Here is a 19924-nt window from a genome sequence, read left to right as displayed (position 1 = left end):
ACGATGGTGTACACGACGAAAATAGACCTGCTGGGCATCGTGCGCGGCGACAGCTTCGAGCTGTGCGTCGAGATCGGCGAGGCATTCCCGCTGGCCGGCTGCACGCTGCGCGCCCAGGTGCGCACCTACGCCGGCGACTACCGCGTGGTGCTGGACCTGGACGTGGACACCGATCTACAGCACATCATCCTGAGTGCGCCGGCCGCCGCCATGCGCATTGCGCCGGGCCTGTACGCCTACGATGTGGTGGCCACCACGGCCGAGGGCCAGGAAGTGACGCTCTTCGGGGGCAAGTTTGAAATCGTTAACCGCGTGACGCGATGAGTATCCGAAAAATCGACATACAGGCCGTCGGGCCCGTCCAGGTACCCGCCACGCCCACCGGGCCGCGCGGGCCCAAAGGCTGGACGCCGGTCTTTGTCTCGCTCAGTGACGGCTTCCGCAAGCTGGTGCGCATCACCGGCTGGACCGGGGGCGTGGCCCCATGCCCCCCACGGGCTTTTTGGGTGCGGCCGGGCTGACCGACGTGATCGCCGACGCCATGGACTTCGCCCCGCGCGGGCTGACCCACATCGAGCAGGATGCCGATGGCAGCCTGGTGCTGCACTACAACGACGGCACACAGCAGGCCATCCCGGCCTACTTTGCCGACGTGCTGGAGAAGGTGGCCGACTTCTCGGCCAAGTACGAGGACTTCCTGCCCAAGTATGAGGAAGTCAATAATGACACGGTGTCGGTCACGATGAGCCGGGCCGATGTGGAGAACCGCCAGGCCGACATCATCGAGCGGCAGGAAGACATTGCCGAACGCCACGGGGACATCGCCGCCAAGCACCAGGAGGTCGACAACGACGCCGTGTCAGTGACCATGAGCCGGGCCGACGTGCAGGGCTGGTATGTCACCATCCAGGGCTGGTTCAACGCCATCTCGGGCTGGTTCCCCTCCATCCAGACCATGTACGACGCCATAGCGGGCTGGTTCCCCCAGATCGAAGTGTGGCAGCAGCAGGTTAGTGACAACGTGGCCCTGTCCGAGGCCAAGCGGGTGGAAGTCAACGGGCTAGTCAGCCAGGCGGCGGAGATCGTCTTCAACGGATCGACCGACTGGCCGACCGTACCGCCCCTGGCTTCGTGGCATTGCGACAGCGGCGAGTTGGATCCGCGTCTGGAATTGGCCTTTACGGGCAACCTGACCACCTGCGACCGACGCGGGATACTCCGTTCGGCTCCACAGGCGGCCAGGGCATTGCACTACGACGCCTTAACAGGAAAATGCCTGGGTCTGCCCGTATGGCCGAGTTCCGAGAATGTGTTGCTTCGATCCGGCAATCTTAGTGTATCACCCTGGGTAGTAACAGGGGCGGGGGCGGTCGCCCAACAGGCCGATGGCTACCTCATTACGCTCGATAACACACAGGCGGACATACTATTTTCCCAGACGAGCGCAATTCCCGCTGCTGGCGAAACCTGGACGGGCTCGATTGTGCTGAAAGCGGGCTCGATAGCCGATATTGGAAAGGAAGTGGTACTGCAACTTCGTCGGGTAGGTGGCACATACATACAGTCTTCCGTTAGTATCGTCCTGGCGGAAGAGTACCAGACAGTTTCGGTCAAGGTGACACTCGGATCGGACAACACAGGCGGGTTGCGATACTATATTGTTAAGGCAGGAAGTAATCCGGCTGCCGCCATAATAGCGAAAATGCCGGGGCTGGAAAAAAAAACATTGCGCACACCCCACATTCCGACAGCCGACGTGCCTGCTTCGCGTGGCAACGCCTCGGTCTACATGCTGGGCCGTGCCTTCGAGAGCGTCTACGACAAGCGAGAATGGACACAGGTGATCGAATGCGATATGCTGGAAGCGGGAGGGGTGGAAGACTTCTTATACAACACCACCGGCGCACCTAACAGCGTGTACTCGATAAGGCGGTCTGCCAATAGCACTATCGTGATCCTGGTCCGCAGCAACGCGCTGTCGGGCGATTACGTCCTGGGCAGCTTTCCAGGAACAGGGATATTGAAGGTTGCAGCTCGCTTTAAGAAGGGAGCCTTCGCAGCCAGCATGAACGGTGGGGCGGTGGTATCCACCAGCCACAATGACCTGGGCACCAATACGACAGCGGGCTGGTACGGCAGCTTTTCCGGCATTCCCGTACAGGGGAAATATCTACGGGAGATTACCACTTATGGCCCAGGCATCACAGACTCGCAACTCGTAGCCCTTTCACGAATATAAACCAACAAGATTATGGGTTTAACAACCGGAACCAAACCCGAGCAGGTGCCCAATTGGGGGCAGATCTGGCGCAGGCTGCTGGACTACGCCCGGCTTAGGATGCTGTTTCTGCCACAGTTTACGATAGACGAACTGCGGAACACGCGCTACCTACTGGCCAAGGCCGTGCTGGTCACCGACAGCGGCAAGGTGGGCATCTTCTACCGCGACGATGCCGATGCAACGAGTGCCGACGACGGGCAGAACAGCATTCTCACCGCCGACGATACGCCCGTGCGCTTCAAGCGGCGGCTGATCCTTCGCCGATACACGCCCGTAGCCGGAACCGACACGACCATGGAGCTGGGTGCCACCTGCTACGACGACAACTACTTCTACATCAAGACCGGCGCTTCCACGATCAAGAAAATAGCACTAACCGCCCTGTAATATGCAACCGATCCGAATCGACATCCCCGGCGAAAACCCGCTCCGCAAGGACGTTTTCGTCTGCACCGAGTTCTCCGTCAGCCTGGCCACACGGAAGATCGTGGCGGCCATGCACGTCGAGCAGTTCCACCGCACGGCCACGCCCATCCAGGAGGTGCTGGAAGACGGCACGCCCGGCCCCAACGGCTGGACCCAGTACGGCGAGTGGGAGCCCTACCGGAGGTACCATCCGTCGGGCCAGTACCCCGTACACGTGACCAGCGACACCTCCAAACTTGTGGACGCCACCTTCGCCCTAGTGGAGCCGGGCACCGAAGGGGCCGTGCCCGAGGTGCTGGCGATCTGGGGCATGCTGGGCGCACCCATCGAGCAGCTTTTGCAGCTGCTGATGGGACGGATGATCCAGCGCGGCAATTTGGATGATTTGAGCCAGCTGTGAAGACCCGCGAATAGATTTTCCAAGCCCCTTCATCTCCGTGATGAAGGGGCTTTTTTCGTCCTTTCGGGGGCCGGGAAAGTGCTTTTTCTTCGTTGCCTAGAAGTTTTCCAAATCCGGATGCCTTATATCCACACCCTTATTTTTAATGTAATGTGAACGCAGAGACATTTTCGGGCCTATGGTTCATCGACGAGCCCTTTGCCCACCGCATGGAAGGGATCATCCTGCCCCGCCTGGCGGCAGGCTTCGATCCGATCCCGCCGCATTTTCTCCGGGCTAACGAGCAGCTCCGTGCTGGTATTAGCTTCCGGGATAGCCAGGGGAATTTCAGCTATTCGAGATACCTGCTCGACAAGTATCTGACTGCCGGTGGTGGCGATGTGGCGGTGATCCCCATCAACGGCACGATGAGCCGTTACGGCTTTTGTGGGGGCGGTAATGAGGAAATTGCCTCGGTATTGGCCGAAGCCGCTACCGAGAAGCAGGTGAAAGGGGTGGTGCTGAAAATGGACACGCCGGGCGGCACGGTGGACAGCACCGATATGCTGGCCGACGCGGTGGCGAGCTTTCCCAAGCGCATCGAGGCGTGGACCAACTACTGCGCCAGCGCTGGGATGTTCGTGGCCAGCCAGGCGGATGACATCACGATGGAAAACGGCATTGTGAGCAGCGTGGGTAGCATCGGAGTGCTGATGGTGTACGTCGACCGCTCCGAACAATTAGAAAAGTCCGGACAAAAGGTGACGATTTTCCGGGCGGATGGCTCCCAGGATAAAGCCCGAATCAACGGCGTGGAGCCGCTTACCGATGAACTACGGGCAGAGATCACCGCCCAATTGAATGAGGCCAAGGCCAGTTTTGATGGCTACGTACGCCGGGGTCGTGCCGGTAAAATGATAAGTGACGAACCCCTGACCGGCAAAATGTACAATAAGCGGGACGCACTGCGGCTTGGCCTGGTGGACCGCCTGGGCAGCTTGGCGGATACGATCAACCGAGTCAGGTCATGGGCTTAACCCCAGCATTTTCAACTTTCAATTTTTAACTAAATATCCATGAGCAAACTAGTAGGATTCGCAGCCGTCATGGCCACGCTTTTCCCTAAGTCAAACCAACCTCTGAGCGAGAAGCTCTCGACGGAGGAGTACAATGCCCTGGCCGGCGAAGCAGCCGCCCTGCAAGCTGCTATCGAGCAGCTGGAAGCGGCCAACCTGAAAGTGACGGAAGCCGAGCAACAACTCGCAGCGGCCAACCTGAAAGTTGCGGCGACGGAGAAGCAGGTGAACGACCTGGAGGGCCAGGTGACCAGCCTGTCTGGCGAGCGCGACAAGTACAAGGCGCACTACGACAAGGCGGCCGCCGCCGGTAAAACCGAAGGCAATGCCGATGCCAACAGCCTGAACCCCGAACTGGCCAGCTACAACCAGCACGCCCTCGAGGTATTCCACGAGCTGCGCGGGAAGTAGAGCTAATAGCTTGATTTTAAATTTAAACCACTCTTTTTTTTTATTCCAATGGCAAAAACGATTGATTTTTCGAATTTCCACACCGATCTGATGCGTACCATCGACGGGGATGGCGCCATCATCCAGGACCGGGTGATGTTCGGAGCCGAGCGGCTGGGTAGTGACTTCACGCTGCTGCTGACCCGCGACCGCGCTCCCCTGGTACGCATGAGCGTGAAGGATGCCTGGCGGCCGGCCGGGGACAACTTCGACCCCAAGGCAGCCTTGGAGGTGAAGACGCGCTTCGCTTCGTTCAAGGAGGCGGACATCGACCTGGAGTTCAAGTACAGCGACATTAAGGAGGCCTACCAGACGTACCTGGGCTGGCTGAAGACGCCCGGGCTTTCGCTCAATGATGTCAATAAGAATCCGTTCGAGCTGTTCTTCCTGGGTTATATCCTGGCCAAGCACTTCGAGTTCCTGCGCCTGAACACGGCCTTCAAAGGGGTGTACAATGCGGCCGGTTCCGGAGCGGGTTCGCTGGCCGATGGCTTCATCGCCAAGTTTGCGACGGGCCGGGGTGTGGGTGGTGATATCGCGGCTTCGCACGTGTTCACAGCCGCCGCCATCACGGCTTCCAACGCGTATGCCCAGGTGAACGGCGTGGCCGACCTGGTGGCCGCTACCGACCAGAAGCTGCTGAACGAAAACCTGAACGTATACACCAGCCGTACGGTGTACGACAAGTATCGCCAGAACCGCCGGACGCTGTTCCCCAACCACGTGGGTCCGGCCGATCGTCCCACGACGCTCGACGACTACTCGAACATGACGTTTGTGAACGAGCCCGGGCTGGCCGGTAAGGACACGATCGTGATCACGCCCAAGCAGAACCTGCTCTTCGTGTGCAACGAGGATATCAACATGTTCTCGATCAACATCGTGAAGCAGATCAAGAGCTGGCAGTTGACCGTGCGGGTGTCGCTGGACTTCGACTACGCCACGCCGGACTGGATTTACCTGAACGATAAGGTTTAAGAGGAACCCACATCCTGGGCGGACGGCGACGTCCGCCCGTATTTCATCCATCCACAATTAAATTTTTTCAACTACCAATGAGAGGGATTTTCAAGATTTTGGCGGGAGTAGCACTCCTGATGCTGGTGGCCACCGTGACGGTGAACACCGGCAACCTGATGGCGGGCCTGCTGGCCGGGAGTGCGGCCACTGTGGCCACACAGTACCTGACGGGTTTTACGCTGTTCGAATTACAGGGCCATTTGGGGGCCACGACGGCACTGATCGGGATCAAGCGCAAAACGCAGATGCTGACCATCGGCGGGGCGAAGCGGCTCTACATCGTGCTGACGGAGGATCTGCTGAATGAGTTTCTGAACTATGACCTGGTCAAGTCGGCGGGTGAATTCACCGGGGCCATTCCGCTGGTGACGGGCAAGAAGTTCGTGGAGCTGGAGGCCTGGTACGATTCGACCAAATTCGACACCGAGATGAAGATCGGCGGCGGGTACACGCAGTCGCTGGAATTCAAGTTCCTGGGCTACAATGCGGAAACGGTGAAGCTCTCGGGCCTGCTGTACGAAACGCCGGTGAACTTCATCGTGCAGGGCAACGACGACAAGCTCTACTACATCGGCCAGAAGTACATCCCGATGATGTGTGAGATGAAAGGCACGATGCCCGAGAAGGGTACCGCCCGGAAGGAGACGACCTTCATGGCCAAGCAGGACGGTATGCAGGTACCCATCATGCCCCTGGGGCCGGCGGTGACGTTTGATGTGACGCCGCTGGTAACCCCTTAAACAAGTAATCATCCGGGAGCGGCCCATGCATGGGTCGTTTCCATTTTCACTACAACCATGTCAAAATTCAAATTAAACGACAAGGCCGGCAAGGAGGACTATGTCTTCGTCGGTGGTAATACGAAGTACTTGGCCACTTGCTCCCAGAAGGAGCTTGAAGTGCTTCATGCAAATGGCGATGCGCGGGTGGATGAAGACAATAAGTCGAAGACCGATGCTCCTGCCGAGATAGCCATGGCGAAGGGTAAGTAAGCCCGGAAGCGACCGCGCGGCGGACCGTCAGGTCATTTTTAGAAATTTATTCCCAGAACCATCATTTTTCAATACCGAAATGGAAATTCAAAAACTAAAGGCGTCGATGCAAATGGCGGAGATGCGTCATAAGGCTGTGGGTTCGGAAGAAACCGCGGCCGTGCTGGAAGCGGCTCAGAAAGCCTATGCGGATGCATTGGGCGACATTCCCCAGGAAGAAAGCGAAGAGTCGGCGGAAATTGAGCAGAGTACCGCCCAACCCGTAGTCCCCCAGGTGCAGGTACCCGTAGCTCCCAAATTGGCCCCCTTGCCGAAAGTAGTGGATGCGCAGAGTACTGACCAACCTGATGCCGCCGACCCAGAAAAAAAAACCGAGGCGCAGAGTTAAGCGTCGGGTCAACAGAACAGGTACTAGAGCAGCTTCTGGTGCGGGCCGATGGTCTGCACCGGGAAGCTGCTCTTTTCAGTAACAGCCTGCACGAATTCCGGGAAGACGACGTGGCCGGCGTCAAGCCGGTGATCGCGAAGATCCTGGCAACCCGGGAGGCGTGGAAGAAGGTGATGCTCAGCATCGAGTATGTGCAGAAAACCGGGCAGCTACCGCCCGAAAAGCCCACGGCCGCCGAGCAGGTACCCTCGCCTCCCGGATTGGCGGAAGTGAAGCTGGAACTGCAACGGCTGAATGTGAATATCTCGAAAACGCGAAAGAAACTGGAACTGAGCCCGGACCATAAAAAGGCGGAGCAGTGGGCTGCAGACCTTGAAAAGATGGAGGCGATGAAGGATGGATTGAGAACTCAAATAGTGGATTTGACCTATGCGACAACATAATAAGTACCTCGAGAAGGTCTACGAGGAGATGGACGTCTACCGCCAGCATTTACTGGGCGACCGGCAGCTTACCACCCAGCAGGAGGAGACCTTCGAGAAGATCGACGTGCTGCGGGGGTGGCTCCGCCAGGGCTTTTCGGACGTCGACGTGATCAAGCTGGCCAAGAGTGATCCGCGCCTGAGGGTGCAGGATCGACGGGCCAGGGAGCTGCTGGCGATGGCCTATGAGGTATTCGCGGAATTGCGATCGCTCCGGAACGCGGACGGGATCAAGATGATGTACGCCGAGCAGTTCCGGTCGGCCGCGCAGCTGGTGATGGAAAAGATCAAGGGTGTGGCCGATGGATCGGACTCGGAAGGCGATGATGCGTCTGAGAACATTTTTGAGATCATAAGGCCCAGAAGCACCGCAAAGGACATGGCCCTTTTGGTAAAAGAATTCCGGGGGCTTTTGAAAGAGGCGGCCACGATCGATGGCGCTTATGATCCGACCCGGGTGAAATCGGATGATAAGAAGAAGCCGCAGAAAATTGTGCTGAAGCGCAAGACGGTGATCAAGAATGACCAGGTGAAAAGTGATACTGTAGTCGAAGAAGCGGTGTATGAAATCCAGTAATGAGACTGAACTCGAGATCGAGATCAACGATAAGCAGGCTGATTTCCTGGAAGCGGTGATGTACGACCTCGATGCGGAAGGCACCAAGACCACAGCCATGGTCGGGGGGATCGGATCCGGAAAGTCGGTGGCCATGTCGCTGCTGATGCTGATGAGCAAGAACGAACTGCCCCGGGCCAAGGGACAGTTCGCCTGTATGACGGTGACGCAGTTCCAGCGGTCGATTTTCCCTGGTATAAAGTCGGTTTGGGCCGAGCATTTCGATGTCCGGGAGTACAATCCGAAAACGGGCCAGGGAGAATATGTTTTGTGGAAAAAGCCTCCGGAGGATTGGGACAAGCCCTGGCAGGAGCCCGAGAACTGGGACAACTGCGTGAGCTTCCCGAACGGCTGGGTGATGGAGGTGTGCGCCTACAAAATGACGGCCGACCTCCACCGCGGGCGGAATGATGATTTCGCGTTTATGGACGAAGGGCTTTTGTTCAAGCGCGATTGGCTTAAGATTCTGGAAGGGCGGATCCGGGCGAACGTGGGGAAATTCGATTCCCCATTCCACTGGCTGATTTCGGTATTTTCTTCTCCGCCGTATGGCTCGACCGGGGAATGGATGTTCGATATCGAGGAGCTGATGAAGGAGGAGCCGGACCGGTATTTCTTCATGCAGGTGACCACGAAGGATAATGCGGCTTTCCTGCCGGCGAATTATATCGATAACCTGGAAAAGAAGCTGAGCAAGATCGAGTTCGATGTGGAAGTGCTGGGCAAGCGGTTGTCCAAGATACCGAAGTCGTTCTATACTGCCCTGGATTGGGATCACCATAGTGATATCGATGAGCGTACCTTCTATGATCCGCATAAGGTACCTGTAGGATCCTTCGACTTCAACGCCCACTTCACCAGTTGCACGGTGTGGCAGGACCATGGTAAGGGCCAGCACTGCATCATGAACGTGTTTGTTAAGGAGCCCCGGGTGGAGATGACCATGGCACAGAGCCTGGCCCATGAACTGTTGGAGCAGCTGGACCAGCAGGCTCTGCGTAAGATCGTGATTACCGGGGACCGCAATGGGAACAACCTCTCGGCCGGTACCAAGAAGAATGCCATGGGTACCATGATGACTAACTTCCAGGAGGTGGTGAAAGTATTTGAGGATGCTCAGTGGGAAGTTATCCTGAACCCGCTGACCTATAATCCTCCCAAGGATGAGATCCAGAAGCTCATGCACAAGGTCCTGTCAGAGACCCAGGAGGATGGTCTCTACCTGCGCTTCCATCCAGTGCTGGCCAAGAGCACGCTGGTGTCGATGTCGCGCGCACCCATCACCGCGGGCTACGGCAAGGACAAGAGCAGTGAGACCAAGGACAAGCAGGAAGACCAAGAGCGGGCGACTCACCTCTCAGACACGGCCGACTACTACGTGGTGTGGCGCACCAACGGCGGGTTCAACTGGGTCGACGGCGGCTTCGAGATCGACTTCCTCTAGCCCTCGAGGCTCGAGAGGGGGGAGGGAGGGGTCATTCATATATTCGGATTTTTGGAAAAATGGAAATTGCCAAAATGTCAAAGGGCGGGCAAGATCCCGAGATTTTGGGGCTAAAGAAATAAAGTTTGCAAGACAACAGACAGATAGCCAGTTGCTTGGCTAAGTTTTCTGATGAAAAACAGTGCAACTTTATAAAATACTACTCATGCTGCTGTTTTCCAGAGACTTTAGCTATATAATCCCTACCGAAGTTGGCGGAGCAGGCCGTAAAGGCTGAATGTTCGGTATCTTATTGAGCAGGTGCCAGGTTACACCGGGCAAAAGGCAAAAGTCGAGGTCTAAGATTTTCTTTCCATTCCTTTAAAATCTCCTTTTGGTAAGATTGATCCATCAACTCTTTAATATATGCTTCCTTATCAATTATTTCGAATTTCGATTTAATGATCTTGTCAATAGCATCCCTTGACTTCTGGCCTATATCTTTTAAAGTGGACCATAATATTTCCTCATTGTAACTCAACCCCAAAAATGTAAGTGCTGTCGCCAAAGACATAATTAGTCTTTGATGTGGATTTGGGTAATAGGACTGAAAATTTGTTTGCGCTATTCTTCGCCTATATTCAGATAGATAAAATAACACTCCCACTGCAAAACCCCATGTTTCGATAGCGCTCTCTTCAATAGTGGTAAAGCTACTATGGAATGGTTTTGATTCGTCTGAATGCTGAAACAAATGCAGGATTGCTTGTAGACCAAGAACGGTTGCGCCAGCGTCAGCGTCCATTTCCAATGTCTTGTTCATCAAAGGGGTTATCCGCCCGGATGTGTCAGGTTCGTCTTCATCCATGTATGAACTTCCAGTTAATTCATTTTTCAGTTCTACATGGCCATTTGTATGATGGGTGAGCTCATGGTAAAGAAGGAATAAAATAGCAGTCATAACAAGTAACTGAGCATAATCTTTTCTTATTCCATTTTTGGGCAATGTAATTTCCTTAAGCTGTTCTGATTGATAAAATTCTAGTAAAACTTGTGAGTCAGTGGTTAAAAAAGGCAACCTTTCAGGATTTATATCTTCTTGGTCAATATTACCTATTTTAGAAAGTATACCTCTATTAGCTAGCATCCTCTCAAAAACATCATGAAGAATGAATACGACACCAATATTTAATCCAATAAATTCCATGCCTTTATAAGAAAATGCCCTTGCGTTAAAATTAGAATTATCAATAAATTCAAAATGTATATTAGGCATTTTGTTTATATGGGGCTTCGAATTTAAATTAGATTGATGAATGTCAATTATTCGTTGCATTGTGGCTTTAAGACCCTCTAAATATATACCCAATTCTGAATCCAATTGAATATGGAAACGCCCCCCCCATGGCAAGGAGGCTTCGTTAAAAAGTTCTTCTTCAAGTAAATAAAAACTCATAATATGTAAAGCGGATTATTAAATTAATTAGCTAAAAATCAGTATTTTAGTTGTTTTGAAGGTTTTGTTCGCCCTGAAATTTTGAGCTTACGTAAACATGCCTTATAAGCAGTTGGCACAATTTATTGAGGCACATTGATCAAATCATGTTTCAATAGGAGTTAAATCTGAGCACTGGTACTCAGGAAAGCTCTTTTTTGCTTTTTGACTGTAACTCTTAGATGAGATCTCCCTTCTTTCCAAATATAGACTATATTGGTAATTTAAATCAAAGGGTACGATAGTTTCATTTTTCTATTTCGTGCTTTGGTGATGTTTTATTAAAAAAGTAAAACAGAAGATTCTTCGGCGACCATCGCGCTGCGCCTGGTGCAACAGGATCCATTTAGCCGGGGTCAGAGGGTGCTCCGGAGCGTGCCCGGGGATTTTCGGCGAGAGCCGCCAAATATTATTCTGAATCTGACTTGGGAAAACGATTCATGAATTTCCGAAAATGCATCCGGTCACGGCGTTGATCTTCGGCGAGGTCCAGGAGTTTTTTCTGCATAGCTTCAAGGGTTATTTTTCCACCTGGATGATAGACAATCGAAACCACATTATACCAGCGGTAGCGCCAGCAGCCCTTAATCCGGTATTGCAATGATACATCGAACAGGCCCACTGAGGTACCCCACGGACTGAACTTGTAGCGGACGTGCCGGCTCTCCCGACCATCGGGGTATGTGTAAGGTAGAATCATACAATTGTGGGTTTTGATAAGTCCGGCTTTAATTCCCGGTTGGTAAGCTCATGGTCGAGGGCATTCAGCACCATCTGGCGTTCGCGATTGTAGGGGATCTCCTGCCAACGACGATGCAGGATCCTGGCCACTGAGACCGGCAGCGTGTATTGAAACACTTTGTTTCGGTTGCGCTGGCGATTACGCATCAGCTGCGTGGCGATCTTCTCCCTGAACTCCGCCAGCACGATCAGTTCCAGGCTGGCTTCGGGTAGGACGGCAATTCCGGCCGCTCCAATGCAGTACTGGAGAATCTGATTCACTTCCCCGTGTTCCAGTCTAACCTTGATCGGCTCCATGGGCTCTCGGGATATAATCGTGGTACACCAGCTGCTCGCCCAGGAATTCAATAGCGTACAGGATGGTGGGCGGATCGTTGGCTTCGAAGCGGTCACCGCAGGGATCGCAGATCATGGCCACGGCATTATTGACCGAGCTATCGAAGACATTGCCCAGCCTCGGAAACTCCCAGGCAGCGTCCATGTCGAGCTGAATCATATTGAAATGCCGGTCCTGCTTGGTAGGCTGACCACAGCAGCAGCAGACACCGATTTCTTTCACACGGTCTAAATCCATAATCGATTTACTTAATGGTGAATACTACTTCGCCGGTCGAGTTCTTGACCTCGACGATCAGGCCGGTACGCTGGATCACGGTGCCGGCGTTGCGGTACTTGTCCCGGGTACTTTTCCACTCTTCCAGTACCTGACCGAGGTAGCTCTCAATCATGCCCAGAAGGTAGTTTTTGCGGGACATTTCCTGGGCCACGGTAAGCAGGTGCTCTTCGAGGTGCGTCCGCTGCACTTTGGGGTTGGTCGTCAGGTAGTGCATGGGCTCAGAAGGTTGCGTTTTCCATCAGTTCCCAGCGGCCGCGCTCGTATTGGTACATCTTGTTGCTGGCTGATGTGCCCTTGTCACTGCGGGTGTCGAAGATCGCCGCCGTGGCCACGCAGCCTTGCCAGTCTTTGTACTCGTTGACCAGCCACATCAGGTAGTTCACGGCATCGCTCAGGCTGCGGTGCTGCTTGCGCTGGTTGCACTTCGACCAGAACAGCATCGACTTCGGGTTGTTGTGGAACTTCACCGACATGCACGCTCTCGATTCCCGGATCATCGCTTCCCGGTCGTCGTCCTTCATCGGGGGCCGCTGCTTCTGGCCGGGCTGTTGTCTGCCTCGTATCATGGATATATAGGGGTTAATTGAAAAATGTGAATGCTAAACCTCTGAGTAGTACCAGTCGCCGTGCTGCATCCAGCTCTCGACGTACACCACCGTTTCTTCGCTGATCTCCCCGGCCAGGCGGCGGCTTTTGCGGGAGCGGTAGTATTTGGGCGGCTTGAAGTCCACGGCCTGCTGGTCCAGGTACTGGGCGTAGAACTTGTCAGCCCACTTTTTCCCGAAGCCATCGAAGACCACCCGGTAGTACTGGAACAGAGCCATTTGGGTGTTCATTGCCGCCACTTCCTTGCGGGGTTTGGCTCCCAGGCGCAGCTTCTCGAAGTCGCGCCGGGCGCGTCGCAGCAGGGTTTCGGCCCGTTTCTGCTTCTCCTGGCGGGCTTCATCGTAGGCATGCCGGTTCAGCTGCCGTCGCTCTTCGTCTTTCTTCATCCAGGCTTCCAGGCCCCGGAAGCCCCGCAGGTTCTCCTTGTCGAAATACCCCTTGCCCTTCACCTGGATCGCGAACGGATCCGGCCGGTAGGCATCCGGATGCAGGTCGTACCATTTGGCCGCTTTGTCCAGCTTTTCCAGTTGCCGGGTCTGGAACTCAGCCCATTCGCGGGGCGTCCGCTGCTGCCCGAAACCGTCATATACCCCGGCCATGATCGCCACAATGGCCTTTTCCTGTTCCTGCTGGCTGAAATCACGCGCCGGGTAAATCACCTTCCAGGCATAGAGCCAGAACTCCATCAGCAGTTCCAGGTAGGCCTTCGGCACCTTCACCTGCGGCTTCGGCGGGGCCATCGCCGCGCCGCCCCCCCGGTGCTCATCTCTCCGTCCGGTGGCCCTGCTGCGGACGTGGGGGGGCTTCCTGCCGTTCGGGCTGGGTTGCCAGCCCGACCCCTCTCTCCGTGATCATTCTCTCCGTATCCACAAAAACTCCCATCCGCACTCCTATTTTCCTTTTCAAGGAATTCTCTGTGAATATTATTAAGCGGTAAATTTTTCCTGTCTTCATCAGAAAAGGCCGTTTTTTGGGTTTTTTGGGCATTTTTGGCACCATCTTTCCCGCTGTTGCCGAAGAGCAGATCCGTACTTATCCACAGCTCGAAATCCTTCTTGCGGCCATGAAATTTCCGCCTGATTACCCCCAGCGACCCTAGCGTCTCGATGTGGTTGTAGACCGTCTTGTCCGAGCAATCGCAGGCTTCGCTCAGGCGGATCCGGTTCGTGAGCAGGCTCGGCGGGTCCTGGGCCGTGTACATGCCGACGGGCATCTGACTGGCCGTGCGGTTGTAGCTGGCCACGTACTCGCGCAGGATCATGTAGAAGGTCGTCTTCACGCTCTCCGGAATCTGATTCACCTTCCGGGTGACGTCCTTATAGTAATAGGTGCCGTCCGAGGCCCGGCACTTGCGCTGGTGGGTTTCGGTCCCGCCCCGGGCGTTGTGCTCGCGGTACAGGTCCAGGAACCGCGAAAACGCCTCCGAATTATTGATGACAGGTAGCAAATTTGTTACGTGTTTAGTGGAAAAATCTAGCCTTGCGGCTATATCACCCCCTTTCCCCCGGCCAGGCATTACCCCGGCCGGGAGTCATGAGAGTTGCATGGTGCACTTGCCCATACCCTGTGGTGGCCCGGGGGATCGAACCCCAACCCCCTCCTGGTTCCTCAAGCCAGGAGGGACACCGTCCTGCGGCCACCGCGCGCACCCTGAGTAAGCAGGATGCCCCTTGCATTATCTTTATATCCTTTTTTCACTGTCCTGACTCATCCAGGAAAATCCTCCGGGCTTCCTCCAGACGGCGGTGCAGGCCGCGGTGGCAACAGCGCCACTCGCCGTACACCCGCCAGAAGGGCCACCCCCGGCTAGTTTCGATGGCCCCGTGCCAGTATTCGTACCAGCGCGCCGGACGCTCCAAGCGCCCACCTAATTCGCGCTCTAAGCGCCCGCACAACTCGTAAGCCCAGGTGCGGCTTTGGCCGATTGTTCTGCTTTCGTGCTTCATAGTAGTTAAGCTTGGATGGTTTCATGAGCAGTCAGATAGTCAGTGACGGCCGCCATGGCCGTGCCCAGGAAGGCGAATCCGGGCAGTAAAACATCACCCTCGGGCCGCCAGATGATCGCATCCCACCCGAGCCCTTCCGGGTTAATCGTGGCCAGGCGGGTGTCCTGCTTCATGGGCATACCATCGGCATTGTCATACTCGATCCTCTCCCACAGGTTGTGGCTGCGCTGATCCAGTTCCGATTCCTTCCAGATGTAGTTCCTAGTCATGGCTGCCTCCTTTCAGGGTGTGGCCACGCCCGCTTTTGCGTTTCAGCCGGTCTACTTCGGCCAGGTAGCTGGCAATCGAGGCCAGGCGCTCAGCGCGGGGTTTCTGGTACCAGGTTTTGGGCAGGGAATGCAGCCGTTCCATCTCCGATAGGAACTCTTCGGCGGGATTCAGCTCCTCGATGCTTAGGATACGGTAGCTGTCGGAGCTCTCGTTGAGCTCAGCCAGGAGCCACATGAAGTTGGCTGTAGGCGGCGGGGGTAGGGTGGCAGGTCGGAAGATCCGCGCAGATGCATTACTCATGAGAGTTGGGACTTGGGGGTTGAACATTACCCCGCTGCAAGCCGATCGCAATGCAACGTCCCCACCAGACCAACGCCAAAAATAAGGTCAGGTAAAGAGCGATGTAGATCATACTGAAACGAGGTTTTAGAGGTGAAAGCTCGTATGTGTGTATAGTATGGGAGCGTGTGTGTATAGCATGGCTAAGCTAGGTGGCGCTTGGGTTTGGAACGAGAAGCGGCCGTGGCCAACACCCGTAGGGGCGCTTTGACGAGCGAGCGGGCTTCGAAGTCGTCATCGAGGTAGTCCAGGCGATAGCGGATGCTATTTCCCTCTGCGAAGTAGCGGATCCAGCCCTCGGCCCGCCAATTGCGCAGGGTGGAAACGGATATCTTCAACCGCTCAGCAGCTTCAGACTCCGTCAGCCAGACCGTACGGTTCAGAAATTCGAGCTGCCTTTGGGTAAGGGTGCGGACATCTTCCAGAAGGTCGAGCTGTTCCTGGGGGAGTGAGAGCTGGATGGTGGTGGGAGTGCTCATAAGCTAGATGATTGGCGTGGGTTCAATACCGACAATTTCTTCTAGCGCAATCGTAACCCGGGCGATCCGGTCGATATTGGCCCGGCGACCGTTCGATATAGCATTGGCGGCGGCGTCCATGCATTTCGAACCTCCGTATGAATCGAAGTAGGGATCATGATCCGCCAGAGCTTTTTTCCAATCGCTCGGGGCTTTCTCCTTGGCCCGTTTGAGCCGCTCAATGAGCCGTTCCTTAATGGTAGGAACCGTTTGATCATTTCTATTTGATGATTCGCTCATGTTATGTAATTTGTGCCGTGTAACAAATGAACTGAACAAAAGTATTGATATAAATGATACAAGTCAATTTATTTCGATACTTTATTATAAAATAAATGGACAGCACGGGTAAGCGTATCAAACATTGTAGGGAGAAATCTGGCTACACGCAGGATGAGATGGCCACGATGATGGGGAAATCCAGTAAACAGACGATTTCCAGTTGGGAGAATGATAAAAATGAGCCGACGCTTAGTGATTTGAAGAAGTTGGCTAAGATCCTTAATACCACCGTAGCTTACCTGATTGGAGAAGAACCTGTATTGTCAGCTGCTTCAAATGAATACGTGACTATATCGAAGGATGAGCTGCTGAAATTACAGCGGCTGGCGCTGGATAAGGCCGTGGAAGAAAAGGAAGCAGCGCAGATGCAGGTAAAACGGCTCCAAAATGATCATTGACCTTTTTATAAGGCACAACTAAGAACATGTGCTTTAAAAGAACTATACCATTTATTAGAAGAATAGTGCTATAACAATTCTAAACCAATCCAATGAAACAAGTTTTACTTATTCTTTACCCTATGACCGCGTGTTGCCCATTCGCCCAAGTAGTAGGGGCAGGAATGAATGTTAAACTGCACAACTACATATAATTATTCAAAGATCATAGCAATTGAAAAATCTTCTGAGCCCGCTCCGGTATCCAGGTGGCAAAAGTGCATTGGGTAAATTCTTGGCGGATGTCATCTTAGCAAATGATCTTCAAGGAGGGACATACTATGAATTATACTGTGGGGGGGCAGGTGCGGCGCTTTATCTATTAGATAATCGCATAGTTAATCAAATTGTCATTAATGATGCTGACTACCGAATTTACGCTTTTTGGCATTCAATTTTGAATAAAACTGACCAGTTTATTCAGCAAATTGAGAATTGCGCCCTAACTATTCCTGAATGGAAACATTATAAGGATATTTATGATAATGCAACCCCTACTTCAAATATATTTGAAATAGGATTTGCCACTTTTTACCTGAATAGAACCAGTCGTTCAGGTATCCTACATAAGTCAGGACCGATTGGTGGATATCAACAGGTTGGCAATTACTTAATTGACGCTCGCTTTTATAAGAACACCCTTATAAATCGTATAGCTGCCATTGCCGAGCTAGAGAGCGCTATCCAAATTCACAATGAGACGGCAGAAAGTTTCATTCAAGACTTTTCTCAGTTGACTGATTACAATAGTGCATTTTTTTATCTAGACCCTCCTTACTTTAACAAAGGTAAAATGCTTTATTTAAATAATTATTCAACTGATGGACACTTATTATTAGCAAATTTAATTCAACTTCATCCGGATATAAATTGGCTTATATCGTACGACAACGCTGATGAAATAAGAGACATCTATCAGCCATTCAGAATGGCCTCCTTTAACCTTCGATATAGTTTACAAAGCAAACGTATTGGCTCCGAACTAATGATTTTTTCGGATACTCTTATCATTCCTCCAATTGCCAAAGATCAGTTAGTGCCTAATAATTTCGTCTTATTAAATTGATTATCAAACAAAAATAGATGGTACCAGAAATTACTGTAACTTCACTTGGTGAATTCATGGTTGAAGTCGAAAATACGTCAACTGTCAATAATATCATTTGGTATCGAGGAGCTTCCAACATAAATTATAAGCTTTTACCTACCCTCTATAGGCATCCTACTATTACCGATTCAATTGATCTCATAAATCAGGAAAATGAGATTTTGAAACGATTCAAACAACGTAGTTTACCCTACATAACTAGAACAACGACTGATGATTGGGACTTCTTCTTTTTAATGCAACACTTTGGTGTACCCACACGTCTCTTAGATTGGACAGAAAATCCATTTGTTGCGTTGTATTTTGCCTTATCTGGGGCAGCTACTGATACGCATGGCAATTTTACAAATGATGTGATCGTCTGGGAGATGGTTCCAGAACATTGGAATACCAAATCATTAGAAGATATTTCGATTACAACCGTTGTTGATCCTGATGATCCGTTAATGAGTGGTTATGTGAATACTAAATCCAATATTACTCGCATACGAAAGCAGTCAGTTGCAGTTTATGGAAATTACAATAGTGTACGAATAGTAGCCCAAAAAGGTGCTTTTGTCCTATTTGGGAAAGAGATGATTGCTATGGAAGATGTTTACGTTCGAGACATGTATCCTCCTGATTGTCTTAAGAAGATTATCATTCCTACAACACACATCGGCTCCATGATGTCATCTTTATCTCGGATTGGTATAACAGATTCAGTTATCTTCCCAGACTTGGAAGGTTTGGCAAAAGAAATCAAACGAGCGTTTAAATTTAAAGTTTAGTTAATCACGCTTATGCTACAAGTTAAGCAAATTGAAAATCTATATACAATTGAACGTTGGTACTTCTTACGGGATCGAATTGATTTTGATCCTACATATCAACGTAAAACGGATATATGGCGTCTGCAAATGAAGCAGCTTTTTATAAACACCATTTTAAATAATTATGACTTTCCTAAAATTTATTTAGCAGACTTTAGCGGAGGTAGCAATTCGTTAAATGAAAATAAAAAACAGTATGCTGTGATTGATGGTAAACAGAGACTTAGCACCATATTTGGATTTATGGAAAATCAGTTTGTTTTGGATGCTACACCTATTTATTACGAAGATCAAATTATTGATGCCAAAAATTTTGATTTTGATAAGCTATTAAATACCTATCCTTTTTTAGTTAAGCGGTTCGAGAATTATATACCTACTGTAATGGGGGTACAATCTGACCGTCCAGAAGATATTTTTGAAATGTTTATTCGCTTAAACATTAATTTATCTATTTCAGGTGCCGAGCGGCGTAATGCTTTGCCAGGGCCTGTGCCAATTGTTATTCGCAAAATTGCAATTCATCCTTTTTTACAAGAAAGTGCCCGTTTTGTTATTAATAATAAGAATTATAATGATAGAGGGCAAGATTTAAATGCAGCAGCTAAGATTCTATCAATCGAACTGAGTGGAGGGAAAGCTGTTTCTATTAAAAAGCAGGATTTAGATGCGGTGGTAAACCGTAATATAAAAACCGATGAGTCTTATTTTGATCTCTTTGTGGAACGTGCGAATGCAAACCTTAATAAACTTAATCTAGTCTTTGAAAAAAATGATCCTTTATTAAAGTCTCCAACTCAATTTTCTGCTTATTATTTATTTATTAAAGAATTCTTTGCTCCGGAAAACATAGAACTTTTACACTCTTTTCTAATAGCCTTTGAGAAAGAAAGGTCTTATGTAAAAAAAGTTTTACGAAGTAGGGGAGTTGGTCAGACTATGTTTAACGACGAAATTTTGAAAGAGGATTTTTTAAGTTATAATACGTTCATAAGATCTCCTGACGATAAAGTCAGTATTGAAGGTATGGTTACTTTGTTAACAAAATATTTTGAAATTTTTAAACAAAGGGGGACTCTGCAATTTGATGTTTAGATAATGCCTATTTCAGGAATTTGCATATATAGCCACTGTCAACCTTCAAAACAACTGATCAACTGTACCAACCTACTACCAATACCGATGTAAAGAGGAGGATATGTGGCTGGGATGTTCCTGAGA

At 51.6% G+C, this 19924-nt stretch carries 31 protein-coding genes; 18 read left to right on the top strand and 13 right to left on the bottom strand.

Annotated elements, in window-relative coordinates; all coding sequences use genetic code 11:
* Nucleotides 1–3: 3 nt before the first annotated feature.
* The 14 genes from GBK04_RS25190 to GBK04_RS25125 all read left to right on the top strand — a co-directional run bounded on the left by GBK04_RS25190 (nt 4) and on the right by GBK04_RS25125 (nt 9554).
* Nucleotides 4–324: a hypothetical protein gene (locus tag GBK04_RS25190; RefSeq protein WP_152764539.1), complete on the top strand. Its 321-nt coding sequence runs from the start codon at nt 4–6 to the stop codon at nt 322–324.
* On the top strand, nt 321–521 hold the full coding sequence (locus GBK04_RS25185; RefSeq protein ID WP_152764537.1) for a hypothetical protein: 201 nt from the start codon (nt 321–323) through the stop codon (nt 519–521). The genes GBK04_RS25190 and GBK04_RS25185 overlap by 4 nt, the downstream gene beginning before the upstream one ends.
* The gene (locus GBK04_RS25180; RefSeq protein WP_152764535.1) at nt 485–2239 is read left to right on the top strand and encodes a phage head spike fiber domain-containing protein; all 1755 of its coding nucleotides are present in this window, start codon (nt 485–487) and stop codon (nt 2237–2239) included. Before GBK04_RS25185 ends, GBK04_RS25180 begins: the two co-directional genes overlap by 37 nt.
* Before the next feature lie 12 nt (nt 2240–2251).
* Nucleotides 2252–2668, top strand: coding sequence for a hypothetical protein (locus tag GBK04_RS25175; RefSeq protein ID WP_152764533.1), 417 nt, complete (start codon nt 2252–2254; stop codon nt 2666–2668).
* Nucleotides 2669–2777: 109 nt separating this feature from the next.
* Complete coding sequence (locus GBK04_RS25170; RefSeq protein WP_152764531.1) at nt 2778–3107, top strand: hypothetical protein; 330 nt, start codon at nt 2778–2780, stop codon at nt 3105–3107.
* 152 nt (nt 3108–3259) lie between these two features.
* Entirely contained in the window at nt 3260–4123 is an 864-nt protein-coding gene (locus GBK04_RS25165) for a S49 family peptidase (protein ID WP_152764528.1), read from the top strand.
* A 39-nt stretch (nt 4124–4162) separates the two neighbouring features.
* A complete protein-coding gene (locus GBK04_RS25160; RefSeq protein ID WP_152764526.1) occupies nt 4163–4573 on the top strand; it encodes a hypothetical protein in 411 nt (136 codons plus the stop codon).
* 48 nt (nt 4574–4621) lie between these two features.
* Nucleotides 4622–5590 (top strand): hypothetical protein, encoded by a 969-nt coding sequence (locus tag GBK04_RS25155; protein WP_152764524.1) that lies wholly within the window; start codon nt 4622–4624, stop codon nt 5588–5590.
* A gap of 77 nt (nt 5591–5667) precedes the next feature.
* The gene (locus tag GBK04_RS25150; protein ID WP_152764522.1) at nt 5668–6372 is read left to right on the top strand and encodes a hypothetical protein; all 705 of its coding nucleotides are present in this window, start codon (nt 5668–5670) and stop codon (nt 6370–6372) included.
* A gap of 57 nt (nt 6373–6429) precedes the next feature.
* Nucleotides 6430–6624, top strand: a complete 195-nt coding sequence (locus GBK04_RS25145; protein ID WP_152764520.1) for a hypothetical protein — start codon at nt 6430–6432, stop codon at nt 6622–6624.
* A gap of 79 nt (nt 6625–6703) precedes the next feature.
* Nucleotides 6704–7012, top strand: coding sequence for a hypothetical protein (locus GBK04_RS25140; RefSeq protein WP_152764518.1), 309 nt, complete (start codon nt 6704–6706; stop codon nt 7010–7012).
* Between the two features lie 38 nt (nt 7013–7050).
* Entirely contained in the window at nt 7051–7455 is a 405-nt protein-coding gene (locus GBK04_RS25135; RefSeq protein WP_152764516.1) for a hypothetical protein, read from the top strand.
* Nucleotides 7442–8071 carry a hypothetical protein gene (locus GBK04_RS25130; protein ID WP_152764514.1) on the top strand — a complete coding sequence of 210 codons (630 nt, stop codon included), beginning with the start codon at nt 7442–7444 and terminating at the stop codon, nt 8069–8071. The genes GBK04_RS25135 and GBK04_RS25130 overlap by 14 nt, the downstream gene beginning before the upstream one ends.
* Nucleotides 8058–9554, top strand: a complete 1497-nt coding sequence (locus GBK04_RS25125) for a terminase large subunit domain-containing protein (RefSeq protein ID WP_152764512.1) — start codon at nt 8058–8060, stop codon at nt 9552–9554. Before GBK04_RS25130 ends, GBK04_RS25125 begins: the two co-directional genes overlap by 14 nt.
* A gap of 289 nt (nt 9555–9843) precedes the next feature.
* On the opposite strand, the gene GBK04_RS25120 is transcribed toward GBK04_RS25125, so the two are convergent.
* From GBK04_RS25120 to GBK04_RS25060, 13 genes are all read right to left on the bottom strand, one after another.
* A complete protein-coding gene (locus GBK04_RS25120) occupies nt 9844–10989 on the bottom strand; it encodes a hypothetical protein (RefSeq protein WP_152764510.1) in 1146 nt (381 codons plus the stop codon).
* Between the two features lie 448 nt (nt 10990–11437).
* Entirely contained in the window at nt 11438–11728 is a 291-nt protein-coding gene (locus GBK04_RS25115; RefSeq protein ID WP_152764508.1) for a hypothetical protein, read from the bottom strand.
* The gene (locus tag GBK04_RS25110) at nt 11725–12066 is read right to left on the bottom strand and encodes a hypothetical protein (RefSeq protein WP_152764506.1); all 342 of its coding nucleotides are present in this window, start codon (nt 12064–12066) and stop codon (nt 11725–11727) included. Before GBK04_RS25110 ends, GBK04_RS25115 begins: the two co-directional genes overlap by 4 nt.
* Entirely contained in the window at nt 12047–12343 is a 297-nt protein-coding gene (locus tag GBK04_RS25105) for a hypothetical protein (protein ID WP_152764504.1), read from the bottom strand. Before GBK04_RS25105 ends, GBK04_RS25110 begins: the two co-directional genes overlap by 20 nt.
* Before the next feature lie 7 nt (nt 12344–12350).
* On the bottom strand, nt 12351–12599 hold the full coding sequence (locus GBK04_RS25100; RefSeq protein ID WP_152764502.1) for a hypothetical protein: 249 nt from the start codon (nt 12597–12599) through the stop codon (nt 12351–12353).
* 4 nt (nt 12600–12603) lie between these two features.
* A complete protein-coding gene (locus GBK04_RS25095) occupies nt 12604–12951 on the bottom strand; it encodes a hypothetical protein (protein WP_373331327.1) in 348 nt (115 codons plus the stop codon).
* Nucleotides 12952–12984: 33 nt separating this feature from the next.
* A complete protein-coding gene (locus GBK04_RS25090; RefSeq protein WP_152764499.1) occupies nt 12985–13731 on the bottom strand; it encodes a hypothetical protein in 747 nt (248 codons plus the stop codon).
* Complete coding sequence (locus tag GBK04_RS25085) at nt 13707–14438, bottom strand: hypothetical protein (protein WP_152764497.1); 732 nt, start codon at nt 14436–14438, stop codon at nt 13707–13709. The genes GBK04_RS25090 and GBK04_RS25085 overlap by 25 nt, the downstream gene beginning before the upstream one ends.
* Nucleotides 14439–14685: 247 nt before the next feature.
* Entirely contained in the window at nt 14686–14937 is a 252-nt protein-coding gene (locus tag GBK04_RS25080) for a hypothetical protein (RefSeq protein ID WP_152764495.1), read from the bottom strand.
* Between the two features lie 5 nt (nt 14938–14942).
* On the bottom strand, nt 14943–15206 hold the full coding sequence (locus tag GBK04_RS25075) for a hypothetical protein (RefSeq protein WP_152764493.1): 264 nt from the start codon (nt 15204–15206) through the stop codon (nt 14943–14945).
* Nucleotides 15199–15507, bottom strand: coding sequence for a hypothetical protein (locus tag GBK04_RS25070; protein WP_152764491.1), 309 nt, complete (start codon nt 15505–15507; stop codon nt 15199–15201). The genes GBK04_RS25075 and GBK04_RS25070 overlap by 8 nt, the downstream gene beginning before the upstream one ends.
* A gap of 182 nt (nt 15508–15689) precedes the next feature.
* Nucleotides 15690–16025 (bottom strand): helix-turn-helix domain-containing protein, encoded by a 336-nt coding sequence (locus GBK04_RS25065; protein WP_152764489.1) that lies wholly within the window; start codon nt 16023–16025, stop codon nt 15690–15692.
* 3 nt (nt 16026–16028) lie between these two features.
* The gene (locus GBK04_RS25060) at nt 16029–16304 is read right to left on the bottom strand and encodes a hypothetical protein (RefSeq protein ID WP_152764487.1); all 276 of its coding nucleotides are present in this window, start codon (nt 16302–16304) and stop codon (nt 16029–16031) included.
* Between the two features lie 95 nt (nt 16305–16399).
* On the opposite strand from GBK04_RS25060, the gene GBK04_RS25055 reads away from it, so the two are divergent.
* The 4 genes from GBK04_RS25055 (at nt 16400) to GBK04_RS25040 (ending at nt 19798) form a co-directional block, all read left to right on the top strand.
* Nucleotides 16400–16744, top strand: coding sequence for a helix-turn-helix domain-containing protein (locus GBK04_RS25055; protein ID WP_152764485.1), 345 nt, complete (start codon nt 16400–16402; stop codon nt 16742–16744).
* A 214-nt stretch (nt 16745–16958) separates the two neighbouring features.
* A complete protein-coding gene (locus GBK04_RS25050; protein WP_152764483.1) occupies nt 16959–17849 on the top strand; it encodes a DNA adenine methylase in 891 nt (296 codons plus the stop codon).
* Nucleotides 17850–17866: 17 nt separating this feature from the next.
* Nucleotides 17867–18661, top strand: a complete 795-nt coding sequence (locus GBK04_RS25045; protein ID WP_152764481.1) for an FRG domain-containing protein — start codon at nt 17867–17869, stop codon at nt 18659–18661.
* Nucleotides 18662–18673: 12 nt separating this feature from the next.
* On the top strand, nt 18674–19798 hold the full coding sequence (locus GBK04_RS25040) for a DUF262 domain-containing protein (protein WP_152764479.1): 1125 nt from the start codon (nt 18674–18676) through the stop codon (nt 19796–19798).
* Nucleotides 19799–19924 lie beyond the last annotated feature (126 nt).

It is taken from the genome of Salmonirosea aquatica, assembly GCF_009296315.1.
Lineage (GTDB): Bacteria > Bacteroidota > Bacteroidia > Cytophagales > Spirosomataceae > Salmonirosea > Salmonirosea aquatica.
Note: the sequence above shows the minus strand (reverse complement) of the source record. Positions and strands in the feature narration are given on the sequence as shown.